Source organism: Kitasatospora sp. NPDC004745 (assembly GCF_042873275.1).
In the GTDB taxonomy this organism is placed as follows: Bacteria; Actinomycetota; Actinomycetes; order Streptomycetales; family Streptomycetaceae; genus Kitasatospora.
The window spans coordinates 71,319-84,038 of sequence record NZ_JBIALK010000034.1 but is presented as its reverse complement, the minus strand read 5'-3'; the positions used below and the strand labels follow the sequence as shown (position 1 = coordinate 84,038).

The window sequence follows — 12,720 nt, the reverse complement described above, 5'->3', positions numbered from 1 at the left end:
GGCCGGCCTCACCAAGTAACACCCCCCCAAGCACCACCGCCACGGCGCCGCCGCACCCCCACCACGAGGGGCGCGACGGCGCCGTTCGCACGCCCTGGACATCCCCGGGACGCTCCCGGACACCCCTCCCCGGATGCCCGCCCCGGCACCGGCCCGCTAACGAGGCGGCGTCGGCGCGGCGGCGAGCCGGTCACGAACGGACCGCCGCACGAACGGGATCGGTACCGTCGAGGTGCGGGACCGGTTCGGGACCGCAGGCGACTTCGATCGGGGGGACGATGCGCCGGACCGCCGTACCGCTCGCGCTCGCCGTGCTGCTCGGGCTGGCCGGCTGCGACCCCAGGACCGACCCCGGCCGGAGCCTCCCGCCGGACGACCGGCCCGGCTACGCCGTCCCGACCCCGAGCCCGCCCGGCACCGTGATGCCCGAGCTGCGGGGACAGAGCGTGCTGGCCGCCCGCTCCCTGCTGCCGCTCTGGTACCCGGTGACCGTGCGGGACGCCGACCAGCGGGGCCGGGTCGTGGTGGTGCAGTGGCAGTGGCGGGTCTGCGCCCAGGATCCCGCGGCGGGGACGGCGCTGACCGGTCAGGTGGTCGCCCTGCGGGCGATGCTCGCCGAGGAGTCCTGCCCGTAGGCGCGGCGGCCGGCACCCCGTCGAGCCCGACCGGCACCACCCCGACCGGCACCACCCCGGACGGTCCGCAGCCCGGCCGACGGCCCCGCGACCGGGCCCGCCTCCTCGCGCTCGCTCCGGGCCGGCGCCGCCCGTGCGAAATCCGCTCGCGCCGGCCCGGAGCCGTGTGGCAGCGTGCACCCGGTCCGTCCGCACCCGCCCCGCCCGCACGCCCCGCGCCGAGGAGCCACCCGATGTCGCTGCCGCCCCGACTCGTCCCCCTGCTGACGGAGTTCGACTTCGCCCGCACCCGCCTCACCGAGCGGCTGGCCGGACCGACCCTGGACAGCGGGAACGGCACCCCGGTCGCCGTCAGCCCGCTCACCGACGAGGAGTACCTCTGGGAGCCGGTGCCCGGCTGCTGGTCGGTGCGCCGGCACGCGGACGGGCCGGGCGAGGGCGCGACGGTCCTGGTCGGCGCCGGCGCCTGGGGGCGGGACACCACCCCCTGGCCGCACCCGGAGCCGGCCCCTTTCACCACCCTGGCCTGGAGGTTGAGCCACCTCACCGAGCTGTTGCTGCTGCGCGCCGACCACACCGCCGGCACCCGTTCGCTCACCCGGGACGACTTCCGCCCGAGCGGGGACGCCGCGTCCGCGGTCGCTGCCTTCGACGCCGCGGCCACGGCCTGGCGGGCGGCCCTGCTCACCGCCGACGAGACCGCGCTCGACACCGTGGGGTACTGCACCTACCCGCACGGCGGCGACGCGGAGGAGCCGTTCTGGGAGATCGTCTGGTGGGTCAACCAGGAACTGCTGCACCACGGCGCCGAGATCGCCCTCCTGCGCGACCTGCACCGCTGGTCGCCGCGGCACTGACGAGCCGCCGGGGCCACCCGGCCCGCCCGGGCCCGCTCAGCGCGGCGGGCGGGCCGGGAGCGGCAGCGGCAGGGCGGGCAGACCGTCGATGCTGGTGCCGACGTACGGCTTGCCCTCGCAGTAGGTGTTGAACTCCTCCTCGTCCTTGCGGCCGAAGTACTGCTCGTGCAGGTCGCGGTCGGCGCGGTAGTCCATCAGCGGAACGGCGAACCCGCAGGAGTCGCTGACCCGTTCGGCCCGCACCAGCACGATCGCCCGCAGCCCGGCCCCGTCGGCCTCCGGCGCGAAGCGGCCCAGCAGACCGGCGAAGCGCGGGTCGTCACGGAACACCGGCTCGCCCCGGCCGTGCACCCGCACCACGGTGGGCGGGCCGTCGAAGGCGCACCACATCAGGGTGATCCGGCCGTTCTCCCGCAGATGGGCGACCGTCTCGGCGGTGGACCCGCCGAAGTCCAGGTAGGCGAGCGTGAGTTCGTCGACGACCACGAGGGTGCCGGAGCGGCCCTTGGGTGAGACGTTCACGTGCCCGTCCTCGGCCAGCGGCGCGGTCGCGACGAAGTAGACGGGCTGCCGCTCGATGAACTCGCGCAGCCGGCCGGTGATGCTCTCGTACTGCTTTCCCATGCCCGCCAGTCTGCCCGCATCTCGCCAGTCAAGAAAGCGTGATCCACCACACGAGACGATCACCCGGCGACCGGGGCGCCCGTAGGATGGCACGTGCACATGCCACCTGCTCGTCCTGACAAGGGAGTTGAGATGGCTCACGACGCCCCGGCCGCCCCCGACCCCGGCGACGCCACCACCTACGGAACGGCCCTCGGCGCGCCCGCCGGACCGCTGCGCCCGTTCGTCCTCGGCTACCGCGGCTACCGGCTGACGCTCCACCGGCCGCGGCGGCGCTTGGAGGTGCCCACGGACGTGGTCACCCTGGCGCTCACCTTCGAGGGGTCGATGCGGCTCACCGACGCCGTCGATCCGGGGCCCGGCCACTCCTTCGCCTCGGTCGCCGCCGGGCTGCGCCGCACCGCCACCATCGCCGAACACTCCGGTGTGCTGCACGGGTTGGCCGTCTCGCTGACCCCCCAGGGCGCGTTCCGCGTGTTCGGGCCGATGGCCGGCGACCTGGGCGGCCAGTGGGCCGAGGCCGGGGACGTCCTGGGCCCGCGGCTGCGCCGGCTGTCCACCCGGCTGGCCGACGCCCCGACCTGGCCGGCGCGGTTCGCCCTGCTGGACGCCTACTTCGCCGCACGGCTCGCCGACGGCCCGCGCTGGGAGCCGTCCGTCCAGTGGGCCTGGCACCAACTGCGGCGCTCGCACGGCCTGGTGCCCGTCCACGCCCTGGTCGCGGGCACCGGCTGGAGCCGCCGCCGGCTGGAGCTGCGGTTCCGCCAGCACCTCGGGGTGGCGCCCAAGCAGGCCGCGACCATCCTGCGCCTCCAGCGCACGCTCGCCGTCCTCGCCCGGCACTCGGCGGCCGAGCGGCCCCTCGGGAACCGGCCGGACGGCGGGAACCGGCTGGACGGCGCCCGGATCGCCACCCTCTGCGGCTACTACGACCAGTCCCACCTCGACCGGGCCTTCCGCGGCATGGTGGGCTGCTCGCCCCGCGAGTTCCTCGCCTCCCGCACCTCCGCCGCCACCCTGCCCGAACCGGCCGACCGGGTCGCCGGCCGGGTGACGAGCGCCGTCCTCAACCCCGGCGGCTGAGCCCGTCCGGAACCGGGGGGACGCGCCGCGTGCGCACTTTTACAAGACGGGCGCCCCCGCCGTCCGGCACCCTCGGAACGCCCGGCCGGTACGGGGGGACCGGCCGGTCACCGGGCGCCGCAGCGGCCGGCGGGCCGCTGCGGCCGCAACGGCGGCGGCAGCGGGACCCGCGACAGTGCCGGGAGCAGCGACGGCGGGCCGCCGTGCGTCACCTGCGCACGGAGCCCGCCGCCGGAGCGCGCGGCGGCGCGGACGCGCCGCCCGCCGGTCAGCGCTTCATGTAGACGCTGTCCATGAACTCGATGATCTGCTGGTCGGTCAGCCGCTGACCGTTGCGGTGCCCCATCGCGAGGTCGGCCTCGCTGATCATGCCCACCAGCCGCTCGCCGTCGATCACCGGGATCCGGCGGATCTGGTGCTGTTCCATCTTCCGGAGCACCATCTCCATGCTGTCGTCGGCGCGCACGCAGTGCAGGTGGCCGGACAGCTCCATGGCCGTCATGGAGGACGGGTCCTTGCCCTCCGCGAGACATCGCACCACGATGTCACGGTCGGTGATGATGCCCTTCAGCTTCTGGTCGTCACCGCAGATCGGCAACGCGCCCACGTTGCTGTCGCGCATCATCCGGGCGGCCTCGTCGAGCGTCTGGTGGGCGCCGATGCACTGGGCACCGGTGTGCATGATCTCTCGGGCAGTGGTCACGGGGACTCCTTCGTCGATGTCTCCCCCCGGTGATCCCCCCAGCGGCGGTCCCCCCGAGCGGTCGACCTCACCACTCGCGGAGTGACCGCGCCCTCACCATAGGCAACACCCCGCCCACCCGCGACCGCGGCCGCCGATACTGGAGACGTGACCACGGAAGCCCCCGGAGCGACCGGCACACCGGTCGACGAAGCCGTCCGCGCCCGGCCGGCGACCGCGCTGCGCCCCTACGTGGCCTGGTACTCCGGCTACCGCCAGCGCGGCGTCCCGCCCGCCGTGCACCGCGGACTGCCGTCCCCGTACCTGACGTTCATCCTCACCCTGGACGAGCCGCTGGTGGTCGCCGGCCACCCCGACCCGGCGCAGCCGCCCGGCACGTACCCGACGCTGCTCGGCGGCCTGCACACCGGCCCGGCGCTGATCACCCACGACGGCCGGCAGTCCGGCGTGCAGATCGCCGTGCACCCGCTCGCCGCCAGGGCGCTGTTCGGGTTGCCGGCCGGGGAGCTGGCCGGGATCGACGTCCCCGCGGAGCAGGTGCTGGGGCGGCTCGGCCCACTGCTGCACGAGCGGCTGCGGGCCGCCGGCAGCTGGGACGAACGGTTCGCCGTGCTGGACGCCGCGCTGCTGCGGGCCGCCCGCCCCTCCGGGCGGGTGCCGCCCGAGGTGGCCTGGGCCTGGCGGGCGCTGCGGCGCAGCGACGGCGCCCTGGCCGTCGCGGAGCTGGCCCGGGAGACCGGCTGGAGCGCCCGGCACCTGCAGGAGCGGTTCCGGCGGGAGACCGGCCTGACGCCGAAGGCGGCCGCCCGGGTGATCCGCTTCGACCGGGCCCGGCGGCTGCTGGCCGCCACCGCGCCGTCCCCCCGGCTCGCCGAACTGGCCGTCCGGTGCGGCTACTTCGACCAGGCGCACCTGGCCCGTGAGTTCCGGGCACTGGCCGGCGCCGCGCCCAGCGCCTGGCTGGCGGCGGAGGGACCGCAGGACGGGAAGTTCCGAAACGTCCAAGGCGGGGCGGACACGGCGGCCGCAGAGTGGGAGTCGTGAGCAGCCCCCCAGCGACCCCCGAGGAGCACGCGATGGACGACAGGACCCCCACCCCGCAGGTCTGGCCCAGCCTGCGCGCCACCGACGCCCGGGCCCTGATCCGCTTCCTGGTCGAGGCCTTCGGCTTCCAGGAGGTCGTCGTCCACGGCGAGGACGGGTTCGTCGCGCACGCCGAACTGGCCTGGCCCGAGGGCGGCGGCGTGATGCTCGGCTCCGACCGGGAGGCGCCCGAGGGCGCCGAGCCCTGGCCGGGCCGGCCGGGCACCTTCACCGCGTACGTGGTCACCGTCGACCCGGACGGCGTGCACGACCGCGCCGTCGCCGCCGGGGCCCGGATCACCACCGCGCTGACCGAGACCGACTACGGCTCGCGCGACTTCGCCGCCGCCGACCCGGAGGGCAACCGCTGGTACTTCGGCACCTATCCGGGCGCGCCGCGGCCCGCCGCGCCCTCGGCGGGGTGAGGAGACCGTGGCGGCGCCGGTGGACCGGCTGCGGGCCCTCTGCCTGGCCCTGCCGGAGGTCGAGGAGCGGGTCAGCCACGGGGAGCCGAGCTGGTTCACCGGCTCCGGCCGCCGGGCCCGCCTCTTCGTGATGCTCGCCGACCACCACCACGACGACCGGCTGTCCTTCTGGTGCGCGGCGCCCGGCGGCGCCCAGGCCCGGCTGGTCGCCGAGGACCCGGACCGCTACTTCCGCCCGCCCTACGTCGGGCACCGGGGGTGGCTCGGCGTGCACCTGGACGGGCCGCCGCCCGACTGGGCCCGGATCGAGGACCTCGTCGCGGACGCCCACGCCCTGGTGGGCCCGGACCGCTGACCGCCCACGCCCCGGGCGGTCCGGGCGCCCCGGGCGTCCGGGCGACGGCGGCCGGGGCGCGCGACGGTCCGGGCGGCGGCCGTGCGCCGCGGCCGCCGCCCGGGCAGACTGGCTGCGGGGGCCACCCGCAGGCTCCGGAGAGCGCCCATGCCCCAGCTCACGGTGGACGGGCGCACCCTCGCGCTCTCCCACCTCGACAAGGTGTACTACCCGCGCACCGGCACCCTCAAGGGCGAGGTGCTGCGCTACTACGCCGCCGTCCACGACGCCCTCCTGCCGCACCTGCGCGACCGCCCGGTCTCCTTCCTGCGCTGCCCGGACGGCGTCGAGGCCGAGGTGTTCATCGCCAAGAACCCGCCCGCCGGGACGCCGGGCTGGGTGCGCACCGTCGAGGTCCCGAGCAGCGGCGGCGACCTGCGCCAGGTGGTGCTCGACGACGGCGCCGCCCTGCTCTGGGCCGCCAACCTGGGCTGCCTGGAACTGCACGTCCCGCAGTGGCACGCGGCCGCGCCGGGGCTCGCCGACCGGCTGGTCCTGGACCTCGACCCGGGCGAGGGCGCGTCCGTCCTCACCTGCCGGACGGTCGCCGGGCTGCTGCGCGAACGGCTCGCCGCCGACGGCCTGACGGCCTGGGTGAAGACCTCCGGCTCCAAGGGGCTGCACCTGCTGGTCCCGCTCGAGCCCACCCCGAGCACCCGGGTCTCCGGCTACGCGAGGGCGCTCGCCGCGGCCCTGGAGGCCGAGCACCCCGACCTGGTCGTGCACACCATGGCCAAGGCCCGGCGCACCGGGCGGGTGCTCGTCGACTGGTCGCAGAACAACGCCAAGAAGACCACCGCCGCGCCCTACACCCTGCGGGCCCGGCCGCTGCCGACCGTCTCCACCCCGCTCTCCTGGGCCGAACTGGAGCGGGCCGGCACCGAGGACGACCTCGTGTTCACCCTCGCCGAGGTCCCCGGACGGCTGGCCGCCCACGGCGATCTGTTCGCCCCGCTGCTCGATCCGGGGCAGGCCCGGCCGCTCCCGGCCGACCCGGTGGGGGCGGGCTCCACGGCGACGTCCACGGCGACGTCCGCCGTGAAGGGCGCGGCGAGGGCGGGGCCGGAGGCGGGAGCACAGGCGGGCCCGGAGGCGGCGCCGCCCGCCGCGGCCGCGCCCCGCACCCGGCAGGTCCTGCACCCGCCCGTCGAGGTGATGCGCCCGGCCGCCGTCACAGCCGTCCCGCCCGCCGACGGCCTGGGCGGCGCCGGCGTGCAGTACGAGCTGAAGCTGGACGGCTTCCGCTGCCTCGCCTTCGCCCGCGGCGACCGCCCGCCGTTCCTCCAGTCCCGTACCGGCCGCGACCTCGCCCCCGAGTTCCCGCCGATCGCCGCCGCCGTCGCCGGGCTGCCCGAGGGGCTGGTGCTGGACGCCGAACTCGTAGCCTGGCGCGACGGCCGCTTCGCCTTCGGGGAGCTCCTGCACACCCGCCAGGCCCGGGCCGCCTCCCCGGAGGTCGCCCTCGGCCTGATCGCCTTCGACCTGCTGGCCCTGCCCGGTCGTGACGTGCGGCGGCTGCCGCTCGCCGACCGCCGCCGCCTGCTGCTCGCCGCCCTCGCCGACGTCCCGCCACCGATCAGCCCCGTGCTGGCCACCACCGACCGGGCCGAGGCGCTGGAGTGGATGGAACGCCTCGCCGACACCGGCGTCGAGGGCCTGGTCTGCAAGGCCGCCGGCTCGCCCTACCGTCCGCGCGGCGGCGGCCGGGCCTGGGTCAAGTACCGGCGCAGCGACACCGTGGACGCCACCGTCCGGGCACTCACCGGCCCGGCCGCCCGGCCGCGCGCGCTCGTCCTCGAACTCGACGACGGCCGGGTCCTGCTCAGCTCCCCCGGGCTGACCCCGGTGCAGGCCCGCGAGGTCGCCGCGGTGGCCGCGCCGCTGCTCGGCCCCGCCACCACCGACCCAGACCTCGGCCCGGTCCACCCCCTCACCGGCCCGCTGCGCGCCGAACTCACGCTCACCGGCCGGCCGCCCACCGCCACCTTCGTCCGTCTCCGCGGCGACTGAGGCGGGAGCCGGAGCGGGGGGCCGGAGGCGGGGGCCGGAGCGGGCGGGGGCCGGAGCGCGGCCGGGTTCGCCCCCGGCCGGACCCGCGGCGCACGCGCCCGCCCGCGCTCAGGCTCCGCGTCGTTTCGCCGCGTGGGCGAACGCGGTGACGAAGGCGTCCTCGAACACCGGCAGATCGGCCGGGTCCCGGCTGGTCACCAGCGGCCCCGGGCCGTCCCGGCAGAGGTGCACCTCCTCGTCGACCCAGGTCGCCCCCGCGTTGCGCAGATCGGTGCGCAGACTCGGCCCGGAGGTGAGGGTGCGGCCACGGACGGCGTCGGCCTCGATCAGGGTCCAGGCGGCGTGGCCGATCGCCGCGACCGGGCGGCCCGCCGCGCACCAGGCGCGCACGAAGGCCACCGCGGGCCCGTCCAGGCGCAGCAGGTCGGACCCGGCGACCCCACCGGGCAGGACCAGCCCGTCGAATGCCTCCGCGTCCGCCTCGGCGACGGACCCGTCCACCCCGAAGGTGTCACCGAACGCGGCGCCCGAGGCCTCACCGAAGGCCTCGCCCAGGGCGAGCCGCCGGACGGCCTGGACCCGGCCGGGTGCGGTGGAGAGCAGGCGCGGCACACCGCCGGACTCGGCCACCGCCTGCCAGGGCGACGTCAGTTCGACCTGCTCGACACCGAACGGCGCCACCAGGAAGGCGATCGTCCGGCCGGTGAGCGTGGTGGACGGCCAGCCCATGAGGTCAGCGCGGCTCGCGGCCCGCGAGCTCGACGGCGACCGGCGGAGCGGAGCTGAGCCGGGCGCGCGGACAGTCCAGGTGGACGGCCAGCTCCAAGTGGTCGATCCTGGCCACCAGGCCGACCGGGACCACCACCCGGGCACCGGGCACCCAGGGCCCGGCGTCGACCAGCAGGTGGTCCCCCGAGTCCTGTTCGACCGTGCCGAGCGGACCGTCGACGGCCTGCACCTCGTACCCCGTCAGGCTCAGCTCGGCCGCGTGGTGGGGACCGGGGCGGTACTCCCACAGCTCGGTGCCCATCACGCCTCCGGCTGGTCCCAGGGCCGCCGTTCGCGGCGCTCGTCCCGGTCGGGGGGCCGTGCGGCGGAGCCGTCTCCGGGTTCGCGGCCCGCGGCCCGGCGGCGCAGCAGCGCCGCGACGGCCATCGCGACCGCCACCGAGGCCGTCCACACCACGCCGAGGGCGATCAGCACGGCGGCAGTCGGGGTCCGCACGCCGACGGTGAGGCAGATCGCGGCCATCAGCAGCGCGGTCGTCACCACCCCGGCGGAGACCCGGCGGGCCACGCCGCGCAGCACGCCGCGGAACCGGCTCGGCCGTTTGGCACCCATGGTGCTCAACTTCCGGTCGAGGCGCGCGTCCTGGCGCAGATCGGACTCGATCTCCTCGAGGAGCCGCCGCTCCCATCCGCTCAACGCGGGTCCGTCCATCTCGGTCACCTCCGACAACTCCGGTGACGTGCTCGCACCCGGGCGGTTGCCCGGTTCGGGCCGGCGTTAACCGCCTCGGGGACCGCCTGTTCCCGCGCCCACCGGGCCGAAGGCCCGCGGGCGGGCGAGCAGGCTGTCGTCCAGGACTCGCAGCAGGGCGGCGGCGTCGCGGTGGACCTCGGCCGCACCCGCCGCCCGCAGCAGGGGGCCGGCGTCCACGCCGGCCTCCAGGGCGATGCACGGGACCCCGGCCCGCCGCGCCGCCAGCACCTCGTGTACGGTCCCGGCCACCGCCACCGCGTGTGAAGGCCTGCCGCCGACCAGCTCGAGCGCGGCCCTGACCGGGTCGTCGCCCGGGGCGGCCACGGTCAGGGCGGGAGCCCCGGCCGGCCCGGGAGCGGTCAGCACGACCGTCCAGCCACGGGCGGCGCACTCGCGCAGCAGCTCGGCGCAACCGGGCGGCGCTGGCCGCCAGGCGGTACCGAAGACAGCCGCCGAGATCACCGTCATGGCCCACCGCTTTCCCGTTCGAGGCCACGCACCGTACGCGCCCTTCCAGGTTAGGCCGCTCCCCGGCCGAGCGCGCCCTGCCGACCGTCGGCCCCTCCCCGGGCGGGCCGGAAATCCGCTTGGCCACGGACCGTCGGGCCGCGATACTCCGGGGACCCGCTGCCGGGGTCCGCGGGGGGCGATCCGCAGGAGGGGGACGGGATGACGGTGTTCGCGTGCACGCGGTGCGGGACGGCACTGACCACACCGGTGTCCCGGGTCGCGCTGCCCGCGCACGCCCGTCGCGAGGGCGGGGACCGCTTCCTCCCGCCCCTGCTGGAGCCGGGCACGTACGCCGTCGATCCGCTCTGGTGCGCGCCCCCGTGGCGGCCCTGGGAGGAGATCGGGGAGGCCGCGGCGGCCGCACTCGGCGTCCACGCGCCGCTGCCCGGGCTGTCCGTCGGCCCGGCCGGCGCGGTCGTGGTGGCGCCGGGCGACACCCGGGGCACCGTCCTGCTCCCGGAGCGCTGCGAGGGCTGCTGCGCCTCCGCCGGCGGCCTCGGGCCGAACCTGGCCTGCGCGGGCTGCGGGCGGGAGGTCGGGACCAGGATCGACGACTGCTACCGGTGGCAGTCCGTGTGGTTCCTCGCGGCGGCCGTGCGCAGGACACCGGCCGACGGCCTGTTCGACGACCGGGTCGACGGGCCGTCGGACGAGGCGCTGGACGAGCCGCTGGACGGGCCGGTCCCCTCAGCCGTGGAGGGCTGGACGGTACCGGCCCTGCCGCCGGTGGAGGCCCCCGGGTGGTGGAGCTCGCAGTGGGAGGCGGCGGTGGGCACGGCGCTGGCCGATCTGCTGGCCGCCTCGGGAGGCGCACCGGTGTCCGTGCCCGACGGCCTGCTCACGGCGACGTTCGGCCGCACGCTCGACGCGCTGCTGCCGGCCGGGCCGCCGGCCCGGACCCTGGCACTGGCCCTGGCCGGTCCCGGGCTGCCGCCCGCGCCCGGCGCCGACCTCCTGCTGGTCCCCCGGCACCCCCGGACGGGCACCGGGTGGCGGCCCGGGACCGCCGCGGGGTCGCCGCCCGCCGGCGGAGCCGCCACCGTCCCGCTGGACGCCGCGGTGTGGAGCTACCTGGCCTTCCCGGAGCCGCGGACGACGGCCCGGCTGCCCGCCGGGGTCGAGCGCGACGACCCGCTGCCGCTCCGGCCGTACAGGCCGTTCGCCCCCGACCGGGCGGCGCTGCTCGACCGGCTGGCCCGCCTGCCGGCCGTCCGACAGCCGTGGCTGCGGGCGATCCACGACCGGCTCCGCGGCGGCTGAGGGCTGTCTCTCCGGTCATCTGCGGAGCCGGCTGAGGATGGCTGCGAGGTGGAGTGCGGCCTGGCAGGCGATGGCGAGCTGGTCAGTGCGCATGGCCAGGCCCCACCACTGTTCCGAGCGGTTGATGCACCGTTCCGGTCTGGAACGGCCCCAGCTCCTCCGGCGGGTCCCGCCAGGGCGAGCACGGGCGGTACTTCCACGCGATCGCCCCACGTGCGCCGGAGCGGTCCGCGGGGCCCGCGTCAGCCGGGCCGCCCGGGCTCCGGGTCGGTGGCGAGGCGGGCGTGCAGGTGCTCGTCGAAGTACTCGCCGCCCTCGTAGCGGTAGGACGCGCGCAGGGTGCCCTCGTAGCGGAAGCCGGCGCGGGTGGCGACCCGGCAGGAGGCGTCGTTGCCGACGGCGTGGCAGAGCTCGATGCGGCGCGCGGCGGCGGTGTCCACGCCCCAGCGGGTGACGGCGGTGGTGGCGCGGGTGGCGATGCCCCGGCCGCGGGCGGCGGCGAGCAGCCAGTAGCCGACCATGGCGAGGCCGTCCTCGCGGTTGGTCCAGCGCAGCGCGACGTTGCCGAGCAGCCTGCCGTCGGCAGCGTCGGTGACGGCGAAGGCGGCGGTGCCGCCCTCGGCCCAGCCGGTGTCGCAGCGCTCCAGGTAGGCCTCGGCGGCGGCCCGGTCGTCGGCGCGGAACGGGTTCCAGCGGGCGATCTCCCGGTCGGCCGCGGCCGCGGTCAGGGCGGGGAGGACCCCGCCGGGCAGCTCGAGGGTGCGGCCCCAGGGGCGCAGCAGGACGTCGCCGAGGTCGAGGGTGGCCGGGCGGAAGGTGCGGTGGCCACCGACCGGGGCCGGGGCGGTCGGTCGGGCTGCGGCCTGGACCGGCTGGGCGGGCTGGGCCTGCCGGCCCGGCTGGGCGGGCGTCTCGGTGCTGCTCATCCGACCTTCCTATCCCGCCCCTTCCCGGGCCCGCCAGCGAATTTCCCCGCGGGAGACGACCCGCCCCCGGCACCCCGGGGGTGCGAGGATCGACACGTGATCGAGCTGCTGACGGCCCACACGTCCGGGTTGGGGCGTGCCGCGCTGGACGAGGCGCGGACCCTGCTGGTCGAGGTGTTCGGGGTGGTCTTCGAGGGGGGTCTGACCGCGGAGGACTGGGAGCACGCGCTGGGCGGGATGCACGTGCTGCTGCGGGAGGACGGGGTGCTGGTGGGGCACGCCGCGGTGGTCCAGCGGCGGATGCTGCACGGCGGGCGGGCGCTGCGCGCCGGGTACGTGGAGGCGGTCGGCGTGCGGGCGGACCGGCGCGGGCTCGGGTACGGCGCGGCGCTGATGGACGCGGCGGAGCGGGTGGTCCGGGGCGGGTACGAGCTGGGCGTGCTGTGCGCCGCGGACGGCGCGGCGGGCTTCTACGGGGGGCGGGGCTGGCTGCCGTGGCAGGGGCCGCTGGCGGCGCTGACGCCGACCGGCCCGGTCGCGACGCCGGAGGAGGAGGGCAGCGTGTTCGTGCTGCCGGGGCCGGTCGCGCCGGACGTCTCCGGCCGGCTGACGTGCGACTGGCGCGACGGCGACCTGTGGTGACCCGCGCCGTGGCCGCTCGAAGGACCGGCCGCGGCGCGGATCACCGGGCCGGCCACCACCGGACCGCGGATCACCGGACCGCGGGT

At 77.3% G+C, this 12,720-nt stretch carries 16 protein-coding genes and 1 pseudogene; 10 read left to right on the top strand and 7 right to left on the bottom strand.

The window, feature by feature from the left end; genetic code table 11:
• Positions 1 to 278: 278 nt before the first annotated feature.
• Positions 279 to 635 (top strand): hypothetical protein, encoded by a 357-nt coding sequence (locus ACFYUY_RS35740; protein WP_387907115.1) that lies wholly within the window; start codon positions 279 to 281, stop codon positions 633 to 635.
• A 233-nt stretch (positions 636 to 868) separates the two neighbouring features.
• On the top strand, positions 869 to 1,492 hold the full coding sequence (locus tag ACFYUY_RS35735) for a DinB family protein (RefSeq protein WP_387907112.1): 624 nt from the start codon (positions 869 to 871) through the stop codon (positions 1,490 to 1,492).
• A 36-nt stretch (positions 1,493 to 1,528) separates the two neighbouring features.
• On the opposite strand, the gene ACFYUY_RS35730 is transcribed toward ACFYUY_RS35735, so the two are convergent.
• The gene (locus ACFYUY_RS35730) at positions 1,529 to 2,116 is read right to left on the bottom strand and encodes a pyridoxamine 5'-phosphate oxidase family protein (RefSeq protein WP_360221526.1); all 588 of its coding nucleotides are present in this window, start codon (positions 2,114 to 2,116) and stop codon (positions 1,529 to 1,531) included.
• Between the two features lie 132 nt (positions 2,117 to 2,248).
• On the opposite strand from ACFYUY_RS35730, the gene ACFYUY_RS35725 reads away from it, so the two are divergent.
• On the top strand, positions 2,249 to 3,199 hold the full coding sequence (locus ACFYUY_RS35725; RefSeq protein ID WP_387907108.1) for a helix-turn-helix domain-containing protein: 951 nt from the start codon (positions 2,249 to 2,251) through the stop codon (positions 3,197 to 3,199).
• Positions 3,200 to 3,467: 268 nt separating this feature from the next.
• On the opposite strand, the gene ACFYUY_RS35720 is transcribed toward ACFYUY_RS35725, so the two are convergent.
• Positions 3,468 to 3,902, bottom strand: coding sequence for a CBS domain-containing protein (locus ACFYUY_RS35720; protein WP_360221520.1), 435 nt, complete (start codon positions 3,900 to 3,902; stop codon positions 3,468 to 3,470).
• Between the two features lie 147 nt (positions 3,903 to 4,049).
• Between ACFYUY_RS35720 and ACFYUY_RS35715 the strand changes: the two genes are divergently transcribed.
• The 5 genes and pseudogenes from ACFYUY_RS35715 (at position 4,050) to ACFYUY_RS35695 (ending at position 7,814) form a co-directional block, all read left to right on the top strand.
• Positions 4,050 to 4,946: a helix-turn-helix domain-containing protein gene (locus tag ACFYUY_RS35715; protein ID WP_360221517.1), complete on the top strand. Its 897-nt coding sequence runs from the start codon at positions 4,050 to 4,052 to the stop codon at positions 4,944 to 4,946.
• The gene (locus tag ACFYUY_RS35710) at positions 4,943 to 5,410 is read left to right on the top strand and encodes a VOC family protein (protein WP_387907103.1); all 468 of its coding nucleotides are present in this window, start codon (positions 4,943 to 4,945) and stop codon (positions 5,408 to 5,410) included. The genes ACFYUY_RS35715 and ACFYUY_RS35710 overlap by 4 nt, the downstream gene beginning before the upstream one ends.
• A gap of 7 nt (positions 5,411 to 5,417) precedes the next feature.
• Positions 5,418 to 5,765: an MmcQ/YjbR family DNA-binding protein gene (locus ACFYUY_RS35705; RefSeq protein WP_387907100.1), complete on the top strand. Its 348-nt coding sequence runs from the start codon at positions 5,418 to 5,420 to the stop codon at positions 5,763 to 5,765.
• A gap of 147 nt (positions 5,766 to 5,912) precedes the next feature.
• Positions 5,913 to 6,791 (top strand): annotated as a pseudogene (gene ligD / locus ACFYUY_RS35700) (non-homologous end-joining DNA ligase); the annotation flags it as partial.
• Positions 6,792 to 6,959: 168 nt separating this feature from the next.
• Positions 6,960 to 7,814 (top strand): DNA ligase, encoded by an 855-nt coding sequence (locus tag ACFYUY_RS35695; protein WP_387907118.1) that lies wholly within the window; start codon positions 6,960 to 6,962, stop codon positions 7,812 to 7,814.
• 108 nt (positions 7,815 to 7,922) lie between these two features.
• Here ACFYUY_RS35695 and ACFYUY_RS35690 read toward each other — a convergent pair whose 3' ends face one another.
• From ACFYUY_RS35690 to ACFYUY_RS35675, 4 genes are all read right to left on the bottom strand, one after another.
• Positions 7,923 to 8,543, bottom strand: a complete 621-nt coding sequence (locus ACFYUY_RS35690; RefSeq protein ID WP_387907097.1) for a DJ-1/PfpI family protein — start codon at positions 8,541 to 8,543, stop codon at positions 7,923 to 7,925.
• A gap of 4 nt (positions 8,544 to 8,547) precedes the next feature.
• Complete coding sequence (locus tag ACFYUY_RS35685) at positions 8,548 to 8,844, bottom strand: PRC-barrel domain containing protein (RefSeq protein WP_360221508.1); 297 nt, start codon at positions 8,842 to 8,844, stop codon at positions 8,548 to 8,550.
• Entirely contained in the window at positions 8,844 to 9,254 is a 411-nt protein-coding gene (locus ACFYUY_RS35680) for a hypothetical protein (protein WP_360221505.1), read from the bottom strand. The genes ACFYUY_RS35685 and ACFYUY_RS35680 overlap by 1 nt, the downstream gene beginning before the upstream one ends.
• Before the next feature lie 66 nt (positions 9,255 to 9,320).
• On the bottom strand, positions 9,321 to 9,764 hold the full coding sequence (locus tag ACFYUY_RS35675; protein WP_387907094.1) for an HAD family hydrolase: 444 nt from the start codon (positions 9,762 to 9,764) through the stop codon (positions 9,321 to 9,323).
• Between the two features lie 201 nt (positions 9,765 to 9,965).
• Between ACFYUY_RS35675 and ACFYUY_RS35670 the strand changes: the two genes are divergently transcribed.
• On the top strand, positions 9,966 to 11,066 hold the full coding sequence (locus tag ACFYUY_RS35670) for a hypothetical protein (RefSeq protein ID WP_387907091.1): 1,101 nt from the start codon (positions 9,966 to 9,968) through the stop codon (positions 11,064 to 11,066).
• 242 nt (positions 11,067 to 11,308) lie between these two features.
• On the opposite strand, the gene ACFYUY_RS35665 is transcribed toward ACFYUY_RS35670, so the two are convergent.
• Positions 11,309 to 11,992: a GNAT family N-acetyltransferase gene (locus ACFYUY_RS35665; RefSeq protein WP_387907088.1), complete on the bottom strand. Its 684-nt coding sequence runs from the start codon at positions 11,990 to 11,992 to the stop codon at positions 11,309 to 11,311.
• Between the two features lie 96 nt (positions 11,993 to 12,088).
• Between ACFYUY_RS35665 and ACFYUY_RS35660 the strand changes: the two genes are divergently transcribed.
• Positions 12,089 to 12,634 carry a GNAT family N-acetyltransferase gene (locus tag ACFYUY_RS35660; RefSeq protein ID WP_360221493.1) on the top strand — a complete coding sequence of 182 codons (546 nt, stop codon included), beginning with the start codon at positions 12,089 to 12,091 and terminating at the stop codon, positions 12,632 to 12,634.
• The last annotated feature ends 86 nt before the right edge of the window (positions 12,635 to 12,720 follow it).

Bases quoted from the DNA above. Each gene is read 5' to 3' on its own strand.
- ACFYUY_RS35740 (WP_387907115.1), top strand. From the start codon at position 279: ATGCGCCGGACCGCCGTACCGCTCGCGCTCGCCGTGCTGCTCGGGCTG.
- ACFYUY_RS35735 (WP_387907112.1), top strand. From the start codon at position 869: ATGTCGCTGCCGCCCCGACTCGTCCCCCTGCTGACGGAGTTCGACTTC.
- ACFYUY_RS35730 (WP_360221526.1), bottom strand. From the start codon at position 2,116: ATGGGAAAGCAGTACGAGAGCATCACCGGCCGGCTGCGCGAGTTCATC.
- ACFYUY_RS35725 (WP_387907108.1), top strand. From the start codon at position 2,249: ATGGCTCACGACGCCCCGGCCGCCCCCGACCCCGGCGACGCCACCACC.
- ACFYUY_RS35695 (WP_387907118.1), top strand. From the start codon at position 6,960: ATGCGCCCGGCCGCCGTCACAGCCGTCCCGCCCGCCGACGGCCTGGGC.
- ACFYUY_RS35690 (WP_387907097.1), bottom strand. From the start codon at position 8,543: ATGGGCTGGCCGTCCACCACGCTCACCGGCCGGACGATCGCCTTCCTG.
- ACFYUY_RS35685 (WP_360221508.1), bottom strand. From the start codon at position 8,844: ATGGGCACCGAGCTGTGGGAGTACCGCCCCGGTCCCCACCACGCGGCC.
- ACFYUY_RS35680 (WP_360221505.1), bottom strand. From the start codon at position 9,254: ATGGACGGACCCGCGTTGAGCGGATGGGAGCGGCGGCTCCTCGAGGAG.
- ACFYUY_RS35675 (WP_387907094.1), bottom strand. From the start codon at position 9,764: ATGACGGTGATCTCGGCGGCTGTCTTCGGTACCGCCTGGCGGCCAGCG.
- ACFYUY_RS35670 (WP_387907091.1), top strand. From the start codon at position 9,966: ATGACGGTGTTCGCGTGCACGCGGTGCGGGACGGCACTGACCACACCG.
- ACFYUY_RS35665 (WP_387907088.1), bottom strand. From the start codon at position 11,992: ATGAGCAGCACCGAGACGCCCGCCCAGCCGGGCCGGCAGGCCCAGCCC.